Origin of the sequence: Neptunomonas japonica JAMM 1380 (assembly GCF_016592555.1) — a bacterium.
Lineage (GTDB): Bacteria > Pseudomonadota > Gammaproteobacteria > Pseudomonadales > Balneatricaceae > Neptunomonas > Neptunomonas japonica_A.
Genome location: NZ_AP014546.1, coordinates 96,277 through 113,648, shown reverse-complemented (window position 1 = coordinate 113,648; position 17,372 = coordinate 96,277). Strand labels below are relative to the sequence as shown.

Genomic DNA, 17,372 nt, shown 5'->3' with positions numbered 1-17,372 from the left:
CCCATTAAAACAGCAAACTATTCCCTATCACTGCAAAGGGAATAGTTTGCCTTTTAATTAAGAAACTTCTAATGAATATGGATAATCGTGCATGAGCAACGTTTTACTGATTGTAGACGATAGCCGCGTCTCAAGAATGATACTTTCTAAAGTGTTCCAATCGCTGGTATCAGACTGGATTATTATCGAAGCACCAAATGGTCAGGAAGCCATTACTTTAGCCTCTGAGCACCAGCCATCATTAGTCATCATGGACCTTAATATGCCTGTACTAAACGGACTTGAGGCAGCATTAATAATGAAACCACAAATGGCGACATCAACCATCATCATTCTGACAGCGGATATCCAAGCGTCTAATAAAGCCAAAGTTAACGACCTAGGCGTCCACTTCGTTGAAAAACCGATTACTGAGGCCGTTGTACAACAAGCATTATCATTTTGGAGAGCCGAGCATGACTGATGAGATGAATGCTCTAGAATTAGACGCCTTACAAGAGGTTTTTAATGTTGGTGTTGGCCGAGCCGCTGCCAGCCTAAGTATGCTGACCAACGAACCTGTCTCTATGTCAGTACCAGTTATTCATATTCTTTCACCTCAACGAGCTGCTGAATTTTTAGACCCCCGACATGACCAAAACCTTACGAGTGTTTCTCAGCACTTCAATGGAAGCTTCTCTGGCCGAGCCTTATTGATCTTTCCCAGCATCAACAGCTTAGAAGTAGTTCGCCTCATGCTTGGCTCCGACGCACCAGCAGAACAACTATCTGAAATAGAACAAGACGCGATGAGTGAGGTCGGTAATATTATTCTTAATGCCTGCTTTGCAATCATCGCTGAAATGCTGAATGAGCGTTTCAAATGCCAATTGCCAACATTTTCGACTGGATATATTTCGGATATTCTTAAGCCCTCAATGTCAGAGAAACAAGTGCTAATCCTGCAAATCAGGCTTGGGCTAGAAAACCATAAAATCGAAGGATTTCTGGCATTTCTTTTAGGGAATGAATCACAAACCAGCTTACATAAAGCAATAAAGTTATTTCTTTCTAACGTTGAGGCTTAATTGATGAAGCTGTACAAAGAAGTCTTAGAAAACCTCAATGCAGGCGTGCTAGTTGTCGATCAAAACCTTTCAATAGTTTTTGTGAACCGCTGGTTCAAGAAAGCACTCAAGATGTCGCCAACGGATATTCTTGATCGATCATTTATTGAGCTCTTCCCTGAAACCAATGATAGCCGGCTCCATTTTGCGATTGCTGACGCCCTTGTGAATCATCTTTCCTCTTTATTATCTCCCAGCCTGAACCACCGCCCTTTTCCTCTTTATAAAGGGCAACACAAGGTAGAACCCATAGAGCAACTTATTCGCATTCTTCCCATTCCATTTGATGAGACTCAAATCTGCTGCATGATTGAAATTACAGATGTTAGCAACATGGTGAAGCGAGAAAAAGCGCTGAGCAATCTCACCAAAAGATTTAGTAACCTTGCTTTAACCGATGAACTCACCAATATCGCTAACCGCCGACAATTTAATATTACACTGGATAAAGAGATCCACCTTGCCACCAGGGATAAAAAACCCTTATCACTTATTTTTTTAGATATTGATTTCTTTAAGTCATATAACGACTCATTAGGGCATTTAGCAGGAGACAACTGCTTAATTACCGTCGTCAACACGTTACTACAACGAATACGCCGCGGCAGTGATCAAATATCTCGCTATGGTGGAGATGAATTTTGTATTATTCTGCCTGATACCAATATTCAAACGGCAGTAGATACGGCAGAAAGCTTACGTGCAATAATCTACGCATTAGACATGCCTCACCCCAAAAATGAGATCGCCTCTTGTGTCACCATAACCATTGGTGCGGCCTGCTGGGATGAGTTCAATAATGAGAGTGCTTCCAGCTTTATTTTACGTGCTGATAGTACGCTGTACAGAGCGAAACAGTCAGGCCGCAACAGTGTTTTAGGGCATTACAATGATACTTGGATAACACCCTCGCCTATTACGTGAGGAGCAGGCAATTACACTGTGAACGCTGAAAAAGATACCTGTGCATAAATACTTTACTTTATACTGATAGAGCGTCGTTACCTGTTTTATCTCTGTCCACTTCACCCATACACAAACCGGAATTAATAAACAAATGCAGCTGGAAGATATTAATAAGGCCCGCTATAACAAGCATATAAAAATCACATTTATTGCTATCTGTATTTTCATGCTAGCCGTCTCGTTAACAATATCTTCCTTATTCATCCACTTTTGGGGAGGCCCTGAAGGCGAAAATCTGCATTGGAATATTGCGGGAGTGGTCATCGCAGCTCTTTTACTTGCGAAAATACTTATTACTTATAAACAGCACCCGTTTCTTTACGAAGCGGTGTATATGCGTAAAGTAAAAGCTGAGCTAAACCGAATCTACCGAAAGCAGCGCCAAATTAAGGCCGCTGCAGCCGAAGGCGATGCTCGCGCCATGGCAATTTTAGACTTCAGTTACCGTGCCTCTAGGCATGTTTTTGAATTAGACAACAACACCATCACACTCGATGACCTCACTAAAAATCAGAATGATTTGCTAACATTGCAACAGAAATTCAATATCGAAGATTTAGAACCTTATCAAGCCGAATGGGTTAAAGAATATTAATCATCGAGTTTTTTTGCTTGTCATAAAAGCCATAAAGGGAAAGCAATATGGATATATCTAATACGCTGGTCAATGAGTGGAACACCCTACAGACCCAATCAGATTCTTATGAAAAGCACTCACTTTATATCAAGCTATTGGCCATTGCTATTACAGCCAGCACAGCTCTACTAATAGCTAAAACTAGCCTGTACATAGTCATCATTCTTGCAATTTTATGGCTACAAGACGCTATCTGGAAAACCTTTCAAGCAAGAATTTCTGACCGTCTAATTAAAGTAGAAACAGCATTACAAGAGACTAATTCGGCTAATAACCTCCCGCCCTGCCAGCTTAATTCAGAGTGGTTAGCGAAACGTTCCGGATTTGTTGGGCTTATAAAAGAGTACTTATGCCACGCTGTTCGCCCAACTATCGCTTTTCCCTATATTCTGTTGATTGGCTTGATCCTTTGTATATAAAGAGGCGCGAAACCGAAACCTTAAAAACTCAGCACCGATACTTTTGTTGGCACTGATTCAGCTTTATTCTGTCACACTAGGGTATCGTTATTATTGGGGATATAAAGCATGGGTTTGGGCTCCAAGTTAAAAAACCTTATTGGTGAAGAACTACTGGATGATATCCAGCATCAACTTAAAGAAGTCGCCACCCAAGGCCTAGACAAGCATTTAAAAATTGCCGTAACAGGGCTTAGCCGTAGTGGTAAGACCGTCTTTATTACCTCGTTGGTTCATCACTTATTGGAGGCGGGCCAAAGCCGCTCTTTACCTTTTTTTGACGTCGCCAGTGAACAGCGAATTATCAGCGTTAAAAACCTCAGCAGTTCATCAAATAGCCCTTTTCCTTTAGAACAATCTATTCAAGCATTAGGGCAGGAACCTCCCAGCTGGCCAGAATCGACAACAGGCTTATCTGAAGTAAAGCTCGCTATAAAATACAAACCCGCTAGCCGCCTGAAACGCTTAGTAAACGATACGGCCACCTTGTATCTCGACATTATTGATTACCCCGGAGAGTGGTTACTAGACCTTCCATTACTTCACTTAAACTTTGAGCAGTGGTGCAATAAGCAGCAAAAACTATTCTTGCTGGAGCCTAGAGCAACGCTGGCTAAAAACTGGGTAACGGCACAAAATACGATCGACTGGTGCGCTCCTGCTGATAAGCAGCTGCTGTCTGTTTTGAGTGACGAGTACACTAAGCTTTTGCACCTACTGCGCAATAATGAGAACGCATTAAGTATGATCCAGCCGGGGCGCTGCGTTTTACCAGGTGATTTAGCATCTAGCCCCTTATTGCAGCTATTTCCGGTCTTGCACCCTCCAAGCGACCTGGAGAGCATTCCCGAAGGGTCGATGTATCAGCTATTAGAGCAACGTTACGAAGCTTATCGAGAGGAGATCGTTAAACGTTTTTATCGCGAGCACTTCTCTCGCTTTGACCGACAAGTCGTTCTCGTGGATTGCCTCAAAGCATTAAATCATGGCAAGCCATGCTTCGATGACATGAAACTCGCACTCACCGATATACTTCAAAGCTTCAACTATGGATCCTCAGGCTTCTTACGTCGACTCTTCAGCCCACGTATTGATAAAGTCCTTTTTGCTTCCTCTAAAGCGGATCATGTAACATCAAATCAACACCATAATTTAGACAAATTTCTTGAGTTAATCATTCAAGATGCTCAACGTGAGATTCGCTTTGAAGGTATAGATACCCGCTGCATGGCGCTCGCATCGATCCGCTCAACTGAAGCCGCTGAAGCCGTACTCGATGGCCAAACCATTTCCTGTTTGAAAGGAATCAACAAACAAACAGGTGAAACAATAGCCCTTTTCCCTGGCGAAGTACCGACTGAACTACCTACTGAGCTCGACTGGAATAGCAGCCGCTTCCGCTTTCTCGACTTTGCCCCTCAAAAGCTCCCACAAACTGATTTAAAACCTGCGCACCATATCCGTTTAGACCAAGCACTAGAGTACTTAACAGGAGATATATTCTGATGAGCAAGCGAACAGAATGGAAAGAGCCTGTATTAATCGATCCAGACAAACTGCAAAGTCACACAGACAAAGAACAGGAAACACCCAAGGCACAAGAGATTCCTCTGCAATCAGTATCAGTGGTAACAGAAGACAACAACGACACTCTGCAGACTGACAAGCAACCCCGTACAGATAAAAAACGCAGCCGCTGGACAACGGTCTTTACGGCATCCATTATCCTGTTGTTATCGGCAGGTGTTATTGGTGAAATATATCGCCTTATTAACTGGGGGTTCGTTATACACCCGGCACTGGGTATCACCTTTAGCGCATTAACCGGAGTAACCATTATCAGTGGTCTATTCTGGATATGGCAGGGTTTGAAAGGACTACGTCAACTCAAAAAAACCGAAGAGTTACATACTCAAGCAGAAGCCTTGCGAGGTCAAAAAACTCATGGGCAAGCCCAGCCCTTACTCAAGAAGTTAGATGCATATTACGAAAACACACCGATTAATAAATCCTTTAAAGAGGCCGTTCGACAAGTAGATTCCGCTTACAATGATGGCGAAATTATCAGCTATATCTCCCAACATGCGCTACAAGAGCAAGATGAGGCTGCCCATCAATGCGTTCACCGCTACAGCGTACAGTCAGGCATCATGGTAGCGCTAAGTCCCTACGCAACATTTGATATGTGGCTAGTTGGTTGGCGGAACCTTAAGATGCTACGCGAAATAACAAATATTTATGGAATCTCAGCCGGAGCGACAACACAGTGGAGTTTACTAAAAAAAGTATTACATAACATTGCTTTTGCTGGCTTGAGTGAGATGACGATACACGCCAGTTCGCACATATTAGGAAGCTCGCTAACCTCCACTATTTCGGCAAGAGCAGGACAAGGAATAGGCGCGGGCTTGTTCACCGCTCGGTCGGGTTTACAGGCCATAAAGCTGTGTCGCCCTCTTCCACAAGAGCCGAGTGAGCAACTGCAACTAGCCTCCGTGACGCAATCCATTCTCCGTAATATCAAATAAGATAAGTAGATACCACTAATAACCTAGTTAAATGCTAAGTTATTGACTCTCATCAACTATGCGATTAGGTTGTTAATATAGTATATGGAGCTTTAATTTCTGAACGGAAACTGAATGGCCGGATGGATAACTTTCACAGGCTCACATTACAATCTATTTGCTCTGGCTCATTAGTAGCAATAACCATAGATACCTCAGTGCCAGACATTGTCCGCATAATGAGAGAACAGCGGCTAAGTTCTTTGGTTGTGCTCGATTTAGCAGAAAAGCTAGTCGGTATAGTGACAGAAAGTAATATTATCCATGTGGCCAGCTCTACAGATATTCGTTCGCTACTAGCCGCAGATGTGATGACATCCCCTGTTATCTCTGCATCCTCAGATATGCTATATCACGAAGCTTATCATTTGCTCACTCAGCATGACATTAGACACTTAGTGGTTGTCAATAGTGAAGCGCAGCCTATAGGTATCGCCACACCGACCAACTTTATTCATCATCTGGGTATTGAATACCTGATGGATGTACAATTTGTTGATAATGTCTTCGACCATAAGCTTCAATTTGTTCCGAGCAATGCCAGCCTTAAAGAAACAGTCCAGCTACTTTCAAAAAACAAAGCGAACTGCCTTCTCATTGGCTCACGTAGCAACGTACAAGGCATACTGACCGAAAAAGATATTGTACGCTTACTCGATGAAAAGACAGATCTCGATACCACAACTGTCCAAACGGTAATGAGTACACCTGTTTTACAAGTTAGCTATGGCACACCACTGAGTGACGCTCGGGCACAAATGATTGCCCAAGGTTGCCACCAGTTACTCGTAACAGATGAACATGGCTTTGCCGCCGGTATAATTACCCGAAAAGGGTTAATCAGCGGCATAGAGTCACGCTATATAGCGCTGTTACAAGAATCAGTTCTCAAATTAAATCACCAGCTAGAAGTTGCAGAAAAAGAGATAAAGGAAAGTCACTTTGCCCAAGCTTTAGAGCATGTGGCGGCTCGTATGCTAAGTGCCACAGACATCAATACTCTTTTATCAGAGTCTATTACAGACCTATGTAGAGTGCTCTGTGCAGACCGCGTAAGCCTATTACTGGCAAACGATATTGAGCTCTCATCGGCGACCATTCTTTATGAAAGCTGTTCTCCCGACTTTCCTGGTGCACTTGCTCAGTCAAACCAATTGCCCTTTACAGATGCAATGAGAGAGGCTGTTCAGCAGACACTGAAACAACAGAGTATTCTCATTGATCATGACTCTCCTACTTCACCTCTGCACAGTATTTATCAACAGTGGAAAATAAAAACACTCTTTAATGCGCCTCTTCGGATCCCACAAACGAACCCTGCTTTTCTATCTGTGCACTTTTGCAAGGAAACACGCCAACCGTCTTCATCAGAACTGCGTTTACTGCAAGAATTTACGGCCTACTTCTCTTCAGCTATGACGAGCCAGTATTTACAGGAACGCTTAGCCCAAGATATTAAAACAAGAGAAACCACTGAACAGCACCTGCAGGCAATTCTGAATACATTGCCCCACGGCATTCAGGAACATGATCTTCATGGGCGTATTACCTTCAGCAACCCTGCGTACCATAAAATACTTGGGTATAACGCAGGGGAACTCATCGGTAAATATGTATGGGACCTAGCCTTCAACACACAAGAGCGCACAAAAACCAAAGCACTCTTCAGTAAAATATTAGCGCAACAACCCGCCCCTTTTCCAATTGAAACAACCAAAGCCCATAAAGATGGAAGCCCGATTGATATTCGCCTTAACTGGTCTTATCAATATGACCCGCAAGGAGGTCTAACAGGCTTTCTTTCGGTAATAACTGATATCACCCAACAGAACCTTATTGAGCATGAGCTGTTGATAAAGGATCGCGCCGTTCGTTCCACAGAAGATGGCATTCTTATTACTTCTGCACAGGGCGACTTACCTATTATTTATGCTAACCCGGCAATTGAAGAGATGACGGGCTACCCTCAAGAGGAGTTGCTAGGAAGAAATTGTCGGTTCATGCAAAATGAAGACCGAGACCAGCCCTCTTTAGACACTATTAGAGAAGCCATAGAAAAAGGCGACTCTTGCTCAGTCGAGCTTCGAAACTATAAAAAAAATGGCCAGCTGATGTGGGTAAGAATCAGCATATCTCCTGTTTATAATGATTCAGGCACACTGACACACTTTATTGGTGTTCAAAGAGACATAACGGCGAGTAAAGCCGCGCTCAAGGCTCTAGAAGACAGCGAGCATAAGTACCAAACATTCTTTGAAGATTCTAACGACGCGATTCTTGTTTTGAACCCGAAAGATTGGAGTATTTTTGAAGTAAATCCAAAAGCAACCCAGATGTTTGGCTTCCCCTCGCACACAGAACAATCGACTAACAAGCAACCTAAAGATGGGCAGTTCAAATCTAAAGTCATTATTACTGAGCTAAGCCCATTCAAAAATACTGTATTTGATAATATGCAGGTGGCTTTTAGTAAGGGAGGCAAAGATTATCGCGGTCATGGCTATTGCGTCTCTTGCTCGGGGCAACGTATACCTGTCGAAATATCAGCAACACAGCTTAATATTCAAAATCATACAATGGTAATTGCGACGCTACATGATCAGAGTTTTCAAGTTGATGCTGAGGAGCGATTACAACAATCTGCCGCAGTATTTGAAAACAGCTTGGAAGGCGTGATTATTACTGACGCTTTCACACGCATCATTTCTATCAATAAAGCATTCGAAAGTATTACAGGCTATTCAGAGAAAGATGCTCTCGGCCAAAAGCCTGCCATTCTACGCTCTGGCCGCCATAATAGTGATTTTTATCATACAATGTGGTCCGAAGTCCGCCGTAACAGAAGATGGACTGGCGAAGTATGGAACCGCCGTAAAAATGGTGAAATATACCCGCAGTTATTAACTATCACCGCCATTGTGGATAAACAAGGAGATGTACAAAACTATGTAGCGGTTTTTTCAGATGTTTCAGCGCTTAAGGCATCCCAGCAAGCGTTAGAGCATCAGGCACATTATGACTCTCTAACAGGGTTGCCAAACAAATTGCTACTAGAAGCACGTGTGTTACACCTTCTAGAACACCTCCAACGTGCAGGCGGGCAGTTTGCCATCTTATTTCTTGATCTTGACCACTTTAAAAATATTAATGATAGCCTCGGTCACGTGGCTGGCGACACGCTATTAGTCGCAGTCACAGAAAGACTGCAAAAATGTATTCGCAAGGATGATACTCTAGCAAGGCTTGGCGGAGATGAATTTGTCTTTGTAATGGAAGATATACGACAAGTAAAAGAATCAGCGGTAATGGCCGAAAAAATCATTAACCAGTTCTCTCTTCCCTTCACCATTGTGGACCAAGAAGTTTATATTTCAGTGAGTATTGGTATTAGCCTCACCTCTAAAAATAAAGAAACGTATGATGAACTTATTAGCAATGCTGATGCAGCCATGTTTCAAGCAAAAGCGGAAGGACGTAACACTTACCAGTACTATTCAAAAGAGATGACCAGCCTGGCTTTCGAGCGCTTAAGCTTTGAAGCAATGATGAGACAATCATTACAAGCAAACGACTTTACCCTCTACTATCAGCCTCAAATTCGCTTAGCCGATGAGCAACTCGTCGGTTATGAAGCACTTATTCGCTGGGAACATCCCAGTTTAGGGCTAGTGATGCCTGATAAATTTATTGCGATTGCAGAAGAGAGCAATATCATTTTAGCGTTGGGTGAATGGGTACTTTTCGAAGCCTGTCGAAAAGGAAAGCAGTTACTCGAGTCAGGCAAATCATTTGATTACATCGCTATCAATGTATCAGTCCCGCAACTAAAAAAAGGGGACTTTCTCTCTTCAGTAAAAACAGCACTCACAGAAACGGGCTTCCCAGCCAATAAGCTTGAGATAGAAATAACTGAGTCATTCTTGATGGGCAATGAGCTAGAAGCCACCCGAGTACTCAGCCATTTACGCAACATGGGCATACATATCGCTATTGACGACTTTGGAACAGGTTATTCATCACTCAACTATCTAAAACAACTACCCATTGATAAGCTTAAAATTGATCGTTCATTCATTCAACACCTGCCAGGTTCACATAAAGACCGAGCGATTGTGCAAACCGTGATTGCCCTGGGGCGAGCGCTTGGCTTAGAAGTTATTGCTGAGGGCGTTGAGACACAAGAGCAAAAAAACCTACTACTATCGCTTGGCTGTTTTTCTGCACAAGGGTACCTCTATTCTCGCCCTCTGCCTTCCGAAGAAGTTTAATATGACTATAGTCTTCTTCGTATTTAAAAACGGTGAAATCGATCCTGTGCTAATATTAAATTAGCTTACACTTCATAAGCCGTTTTCTTTCTGCTCTGTTAGGAAGCCGCATGGTAAATAACATAGGGATATGATTATCAATGCGAACTCAGCATTTACTAGACATTAAACATCGCCTTTACTTACTCCCTCTTATTACTCTTTTTGTAATGCTGATCATGAGTACTAAAGCACTTGCACTGGAAAAAATTTCTTTACAGCTAGACTGGAAATTTCAATTTGAGTTTGCTGGTTTCATCATGGCAAAGGAGAAAGGTTTTTATCAAGAAGCAGGGTTAGATGTAGAGCTACTAGAATACCAAGCAGGCTTTGATACCGTTGAAAAAGTGCTTTCTCAAGAAAATAATTACGGTATTCATAACTCCAGTGTCATTATCCACGAAGGAGAACTACAACCCATCATTTTATTAGCGACTTATTACCAACAGTCGCCACTTATATTTGTCACTTCTAAAGAGATAAAAACCCCTAAGGACCTAATAGGTAAAACTATTATGGGCACCAAAGATGAACTTAAATACAGTTCATTAGCACTGATGTTAGACCACTTTTTTATAACCAAAAACAACTCAAAATTAATTGAGCACTCTTTTAATATCGAAGACTTTATTAACCATGAAGTAGATGCAATGAGTGCTTTTAGAACCAATCAGTTATTTGAACTCGACAAACAAAATATTGAATACAATATTATTGACCCTGCCGATTACGGCTTCTTAATGAGTGCTGTTAATCTATTCACATCACAAACTGAAGCATTGCAACACCCAGAAAGAACGCGAAAATTTATCGATGCATCAAATCGAGGCTGGACGTACGCCCTAAAGCATCCACGAGAAACTATTGCCACCATCTACAAAAAGTACTCCCAGAAAAAATCCATCGACGCACTTGCTTACGAAGTGGCCGTCACAAAAAAAATGATGCTATTAGATTTTTTTGAAATTGGTGCAATTAATACAGATTTAAGCCTTAGAACAGTAAAACAGTTACACCACAGCGGCCTATTACCCGCCACTCAAGAACTGGGTACCTTTCTATTTGACGACCTACTATTAACATACAACCACAATGTGATCTTTAACGAAAAGCAGCAACTGTACTTACAAAATAAAAAATTCATTAACCTTTGTGTAGATCCCGATTGGATGCCATTTGAAAGCATTCAAAACGGCAAACATGTTGGCATTGCCGCCGATATAATTTCTTCCTTAGCTAAACAACTACCTATACCAATTCATTTGATACCGACTCAAAGCTGGCAAGAGTCTATAAAAAAAGCAAAAAATAGGCAGTGTGATATTTTTTCAATGGCATCACATACACCAGAACGCTCACTCTATATGGATTTCACGACATCCTACACGACCTTTCCTGTCGTAATGGCAACCACCACCGATAAGTTTTTTATCAGTGACATTGCTGACATCAAAGATAAAAAGATTGGCGTGGTAAAGGGCTATTCCGTAGAAGAAAGTCTGCGTAAAGCAGTACCAGGGATCAATATTATAGAGGTTAAATCTATAAATGACGGGTTACAACAAGTAGAGAATGGCCAGCTCTTTGGCTACATTGATAACCTCATGACGATTGCGACAGCCATACAGAAAGACTTTACTGGCAGCCTAAAAATATCATCTAGGCTAGAAGATGATATCAACTTATCAATAGCCACACGAAATGATGAACCTCTGCTGCAGGAGGTATTTCAAAAACTTATATACAATATTGATCCAGAATTTAAACAGTCCACATTCAATAAATGGGTACCTATTAAGCAAGAAGTCTCCTTTGATTATTCTCTCATGTGGAAGATTATCATTGGCATATGTCTATTATCACTCGCTTTTATCTATCACTACCATCAGTTAAGAAGGCTTAATCAACGCCTTAAAAAGTTATCCGTTACCGACAAGTTAACGGGGCTTTATAACCGCGTAAAAATGGATGATGTTTTAATCGAACAAAAAGCAGAGGTTGACCGTTATAGCGTTAATGCCTCTATCATCTTGCTCGATATAGATTTCTTTAAGCGTGTAAACGACACCTACGGACATGCCATGGGTGATGCCGTCCTAGTTGAATTTGCTAGCGTTCTACAAAAAAACGTTCGTAGCACCGATTATGTCGGCCGATGGGGAGGAGAAGAGTTTATTATTGTCTGCCCTCATATCGATGTTGAAGAAGGCAAAAACCTAGCAGAAAAATTACTGGCAAAAATACGCGAACATTCCTACAAACATATTGGAAAAATGACCGCCAGCGCAGGGGTTTCAAACTTCTTACCATCTATCACGATTAAAGAAGCCCTCTATAACGTCGACCAAGCCCTTTACCAATCTAAGCAAGCAGATAGAGATAAAGTGTCCGTAAAAAAAGGAATGGACTTAACACCATAGTTTTTAAGCAAAAAAAGAGGGCCTAAGCCCTCTAAAAGATCCAAGTAGAGCGTAAGCTTAGAAGAAGCCCATCGGATTAATATCGTAGCTAACCAACATATTTTTGGTCTGCTGATAGTGGTCCAACATCATTTTATGTGTTTCACGGCCAACACCCGATTTTTTGTAACCTCCGAATGCAGAATGTGCTGGATAATGGTGATAACAGTTAGTCCACACACGACCCGCTTGAATACCACGACCCATGCGGTATGAACGATTCATATCACGTGTCCATAAGCCTGCACCCAAACCAAACTCAGTATCGTTAGCAATTTCCAACGCTTCTGCTTCATCTTTAAAGGTTGTCACAGACACGACAGGACCAAAAATTTCTTCCTGGAATACACGCATACTATTGTTACCTTTCAGTAACGTTGGCTGAATATAGTAACCGTTATTTAAACCATCACTTAAGCTTTCAGCACCGCCACCTATCAATACCTCTGCTCCTTCATCACGACCAATTTCGAAGTAGCTCAAGATCTTATCAAACTGTTCTTGTGAAGCCTGAGCACCCACCATAACTTCAGTATCAAGAGGGTTACCACGTTTAATCTGGCCAATACGCTGAATGACCATCTCGATGAACTTGTCGTAAATCGATTCCTGAACCAACAAGCGTGAAGGGCAAGTACATACTTCACCCTGATTAAAGAATGCGAGTACCGTTCCTTCTACGCACTTACTAATGAACTCGTCTTCATAGTTCATGATATCTTCGAAGTAGATATTCGGAGACTTACCCCCTAGCTCTACTGTTGAAGGAATAATATTTTCTGCTGCACATTTCAAAATATGCGAACCAACTGGCGTTGATCCAGTGAAAGCAATTTTGGCAATACGCTTGCTAGTCGCCAGTGCTTGACCGGCTTCTGCACCGTAACCATTGACAACATTCAGCACACCCGCTGGCAGTAAATCACCAATGACTTCCATAAGCACAAGAATTGATGCTGGCGTCTGCTCTGCTGGTTTCAGTACAACACAGTTACCTGCAACAAGTGCTGGAGCAAGTTTCCAAGCAGCCATCAATAGAGGGAAGTTCCAAGGAATGATCTGACCAACAACCCCCAACGGCTCATGGAAATGGTAAGCAACAGTGTTGCCGTCAATTTCACCGATAGAACCTTCTTGTGCACGAATACAACCCGCGTAGTAACGGAAGTGATCAACACATAAAGGGACGTCAGCATTTAGGGTTTCACGAACGGCTTTACCGTTATCCCATGTTTCTGCTACAGCCAGCCTTTCGAGGTTAGCTTCAATTCTGTCAGCAATTTTGAGTAAGATATTTGAACGTGCTGTAACAGAGGTTGCCGCCCATGCATCTTTGGCTGCATGTGCTGCATCCAGTGCTAAATTAATATCGGCTTCTGTTGAGCGAGGGATTTCACAAAAAGACTCACCATCTACAGGTGATACGTTTTTAAAATATTGTCCATTAACCGGTGCAACCCATTCGCCACCGATGTAGTTACCATAGCGCTCTTGAAAAGTAACAACTGAGCCTTCAGCTCCTGGCTGTGCATAAATCATCTTATTGGCCTCTTTCTTGTTATATCAGCCCTGCCCAACCAGCAGGCGCCATTCAATTAATCACAGTTCGATATTAGCGATTCAGAAGCCAAGTCAGGTATCACCCTTTGGAAGCGAAAAACTACTACTTTAGTGCTTATAATAAGAGAAGGGCCTTACAGAAGCTCAGTAAAATCATATAGAGAAACCCAGAAAAACTTTAAAATACTTATAACTATTAAAGACTTATAAATAATAAAGTTATTATTTTTTTCGCATGTTTTATTTTTATGTCACTTATCATCGCGCTCTCTTTTTTCCCTAAAAAACCACCTTTAAAGTCTTTTCATCCCTCTATCTGAATATTTTCAAACCTCGAAAAACATTTCCTAATAAGGAAGCGGGCTCAATAGTTAAGGTGCCTTTATTGAAAAAAGGATAAAATAAGTAGGGTAATTTTTGCTTTTTTATCAAAATAATTTTGATTATATTTATGGAATCATCTTTTCATGAAGCTATCTGATCTAGATCTTTTTGTTCGCACTGCCGATAGCGGTAATATTACAGCGGCAGCCCGAGAACTAGACATATCACCCGCCACTGCCAGTGCCGCACTGAAACGTTTAGAGCAACAATTAGATACCAGCTTGTTTATCCGCTCCACTCGCAAACTACGCTTAACAGAGACTGGAGAGCGCTACCTTCCTCACTGTCGGCGTGCACTATCTGAACTTAAAGAAGCTCAACAAGCGATTGAACAAGACAAAACGCAACTCAATGGTGCGTTGCGCATATCTGTTTCTTCCGATTTTGGAAGAAATGTTTTACTGCCTTGGCTAGATGACTTTATGCAACTACATCCTCAACTTTCGATAAGCCTAAATGCCAGCGATAGCCTCTCTGACTTTTATCATGATCGAGTGGATATCGCATTACGTTACGGGAAACCCGAAGACTCTTCCCTGATTGCCTTTCCCATCTGCGAATCTGATCGAGTGGTCTGCGCATCACCCACATACATTGAGCGTCATGGCCAGCCAAGACACCCTAACGATCTCACCGAACACAACTGTCTTTTATACTTGTTAGGAGATCGCACATACGATTTGTGGACTTTTCGCGATGACCAAGAGCTAATGCGTATCAGGGTACAAGGCAACCGTATTTGCAATGATGCTGACCTCGTTCACCGTTGGGCCGTATCAGGCCAAGGAATTGCTTTCAAATCTAGACTAGATATGGCTGAAGATCTTCAAGCAGGGAGAGTGGTTGAATTAATGCAGGGGTACTCAACAGAAGCAGCTAATTTATGGCTGGTCTGCCCCAATAGAAAACAGGTCACACCCGCAGTAATCATGTTCCGTGATATGTTGCGCCAACGCTGTAGAGCATTACTAAAGCGTTAAAAAAAGCCTGGCTCTTACGAGTTCAGGCTTTTTAGCATTCCTATTTCAAGGATCAAATTTAAAGCGCTAGTCCTTAAATCACTTAGTTATTTGCGAGGTTAGCGTTCTGCTTTGGTAACTTAAACGTCCAGACCGTGCCCCCTTGGTTTAAGTTTTTAATACGTTTAGCCACTTCACCGCCCCACAATGGAACCGCTCCACCCCAACCGGAAACAACGGAAACATACTGTTCGCCACCCATATCCCAGGTAATTGGCGTACCAACAATCCCAGAACCTGTGTTGAACTTGTACATCTCTTCGCCAGTTTTAGCATTAAAGGCTTTCAGGTAGCCTTCAGGCGTACCCATAAACACTAAGTTACCCTTAGTAACCATAGTGCCACCCCACAGTGGTGAGTAGTTCTTGTAATCCCAAACCACTTTACCGGTCTTAGGATCTATCGCACGCAATACACCAATGTAGTCTTCATTAACGGCTTTAATAGTAAAGCCTGCACCTAGATATGCTGCACCTTTCTTGTACGATACTGGTTCATTCCAGATATCCATTTCCCACTCATTAGAAGGCACATAGAACAAGCCCGTGTCTTTACTATATGACATCGGCATCCAATTTTTACCACCTAAGAACGCAGGCGCTGCTGCCACAGGGCTACCCTGCTTACCATCAGCAGATGCTGCCGGATTTCCTGGACGAAATGCCTCGTTATAAATTGGGCGCCCGTTTTCATCCAGACCTTTAGCCCATGTCATTTTATCGACAAAGGGGAATCCACGGATAAAGCCGCCATTCTCACGGTTCAAGACATAGAAAAAACCGTTACGGTCAGCAGTACCTGCCGCCTTAATGGTTTTCCCGTCAGCTTTGTAGTCAAACGAGATTAACTCGTTTACGCCATCATAATCCCAACCATCATGTGGCGTAGTCTGAAAATGCCATACGATTTTTCCATCGTCAGGGTCAATCCCCAAACGAGAAGAGGAGAATAGATTATCCCCAGGGCGCAAGTGAGAGTTCCATGGTGCGGGGTTACCTGTACCAAAGAAGAGCAGATCTACATCCGCATCATAGGTGCCGCCTAGCCATGTAGCAGCACCACCCGTTTTCCATAAGTCGCCAGGCCAGGTTTTACCCGCTTCGCCACCGGAAATACCGTTTTCAACTTTTTTACCATCTTTCCACACATAACCCATGTGGCCTTCAACCGTAGGACGTGTCCAGGCTAACTGTCCTGTTTTAGCGTCATACGCTTCTACTTTACCGACAACACCGAACTCACCACCGGAAACGCCGGTAATGACTTTACCTTTAACAATGATAGGAGCAGCGGTTAATGAATAGCCCGCTTTGTAATCTTCAACTTTCTTTTTCCATACCACTTTACCGGTATCTTTGTTCAGTGCGACTAGCTTGGCATCCAACGTACCAAAAATAACCAGATCACCGTACAAAGCTACACCGCGGTTGATGACATCACAGCACGGCATGATGGCATCAGGTAAGCGGGCATCATACTGCCACAACTCATCACCGGTTTTAACATCAATAGCAAAAACACGTGAATAAGAACCCGTTACAAACATCACACCATCTTTAACAACAGGTTGGGATTCTTGCCCACGTTGTTTTTCACCACCAAACGAGAACGCCCACACTGGGCGAAGGTCTTTTACGGTATCTGGGTTTACAGCCGTCAATGAGCTATAGCGCTGCCCGCGTAAACCCATACCATTGGAAACAACATCACCCGTTGTTGCCTGGTCATTCATAATATCTTTATCAGTTACACCGGCCGAGACAACAGCAGAGAACGAGATGGCTGCGGCGAGCGTGCTAATCGCGAAACCTGTGCCTAAAGTCGTTTTGTTCATCACTAGCTCCTTTACGGAATCGTTTTTTATTGTGGGGTGAGCCGGGAAAGCTTCCCCGAATCATGTCTCTCATTG

At 42.6% G+C, this 17,372-nt stretch carries 12 protein-coding genes; 10 read left to right on the top strand and 2 right to left on the bottom strand.

What is annotated here, in order from left to right:
• Positions 1-91 precede the first annotated feature (91 nt).
• The 9 genes from NEJAP_RS00515 (at position 92) to NEJAP_RS00475 (ending at position 12,461) form a co-directional block, all read left to right on the top strand.
• Entirely contained in the window at positions 92-463 is a 372-nt protein-coding gene (locus tag NEJAP_RS00515) for a response regulator transcription factor (protein WP_201348796.1), read from the top strand.
• Positions 456-1,067 carry a hypothetical protein gene (locus tag NEJAP_RS00510; protein ID WP_201348795.1) on the top strand — a complete coding sequence of 204 codons (612 nt, stop codon included), beginning with the start codon at positions 456-458 and terminating at the stop codon, positions 1,065-1,067. Before NEJAP_RS00515 ends, NEJAP_RS00510 begins: the two co-directional genes overlap by 8 nt.
• 3 nt (positions 1,068-1,070) lie before the next feature.
• Entirely contained in the window at positions 1,071-2,030 is a 960-nt protein-coding gene (locus NEJAP_RS00505) for a sensor domain-containing diguanylate cyclase (protein ID WP_201348794.1), read from the top strand.
• Between the two features lie 133 nt (positions 2,031-2,163).
• Positions 2,164-2,667: a DUF3087 family protein gene (locus NEJAP_RS00500; RefSeq protein ID WP_201348793.1), complete on the top strand. Its 504-nt coding sequence runs from the start codon at positions 2,164-2,166 to the stop codon at positions 2,665-2,667.
• 47 nt (positions 2,668-2,714) lie between these two features.
• Positions 2,715-3,128 carry a hypothetical protein gene (locus NEJAP_RS00495; RefSeq protein ID WP_201348792.1) on the top strand — a complete coding sequence of 138 codons (414 nt, stop codon included), beginning with the start codon at positions 2,715-2,717 and terminating at the stop codon, positions 3,126-3,128.
• 108 nt (positions 3,129-3,236) lie between these two features.
• Entirely contained in the window at positions 3,237-4,673 is a 1,437-nt protein-coding gene (locus tag NEJAP_RS00490; RefSeq protein WP_201348791.1) for a YcjX family protein, read from the top strand.
• Positions 4,673-5,695 carry a TIGR01620 family protein gene (locus tag NEJAP_RS00485; RefSeq protein WP_201348790.1) on the top strand — a complete coding sequence of 341 codons (1,023 nt, stop codon included), beginning with the start codon at positions 4,673-4,675 and terminating at the stop codon, positions 5,693-5,695. Before NEJAP_RS00490 ends, NEJAP_RS00485 begins: the two co-directional genes overlap by 1 nt.
• A 122-nt stretch (positions 5,696-5,817) precedes the next feature.
• Positions 5,818-10,002, top strand: coding sequence for an EAL domain-containing protein (locus tag NEJAP_RS00480; protein WP_201348789.1), 4,185 nt, complete (start codon positions 5,818-5,820; stop codon positions 10,000-10,002).
• A 140-nt stretch (positions 10,003-10,142) separates the two neighbouring features.
• On the top strand, positions 10,143-12,461 hold the full coding sequence (locus NEJAP_RS00475; RefSeq protein ID WP_201348788.1) for an ABC transporter substrate-binding protein: 2,319 nt from the start codon (positions 10,143-10,145) through the stop codon (positions 12,459-12,461).
• 57 nt (positions 12,462-12,518) lie between these two features.
• Here the strand turns inward: NEJAP_RS00475 and NEJAP_RS00470 are convergent, their stop codons facing one another.
• Positions 12,519-14,039, bottom strand: a complete 1,521-nt coding sequence (locus NEJAP_RS00470) for an aldehyde dehydrogenase family protein (RefSeq protein WP_201348787.1) — start codon at positions 14,037-14,039, stop codon at positions 12,519-12,521.
• Between the two features lie 488 nt (positions 14,040-14,527).
• On the opposite strand from NEJAP_RS00470, the gene NEJAP_RS00465 reads away from it, so the two are divergent.
• A complete protein-coding gene (locus NEJAP_RS00465) occupies positions 14,528-15,424 on the top strand; it encodes a LysR family transcriptional regulator (protein WP_201348786.1) in 897 nt (298 codons plus the stop codon).
• An 82-nt stretch (positions 15,425-15,506) separates the two neighbouring features.
• Here NEJAP_RS00465 and NEJAP_RS00460 read toward each other — a convergent pair whose 3' ends face one another.
• The gene (locus NEJAP_RS00460; protein ID WP_201348785.1) at positions 15,507-17,297 is read right to left on the bottom strand and encodes a PQQ-dependent methanol/ethanol family dehydrogenase; all 1,791 of its coding nucleotides are present in this window, start codon (positions 17,295-17,297) and stop codon (positions 15,507-15,509) included.
• Between the last annotated feature and the right edge of the window lie 75 nt (positions 17,298-17,372).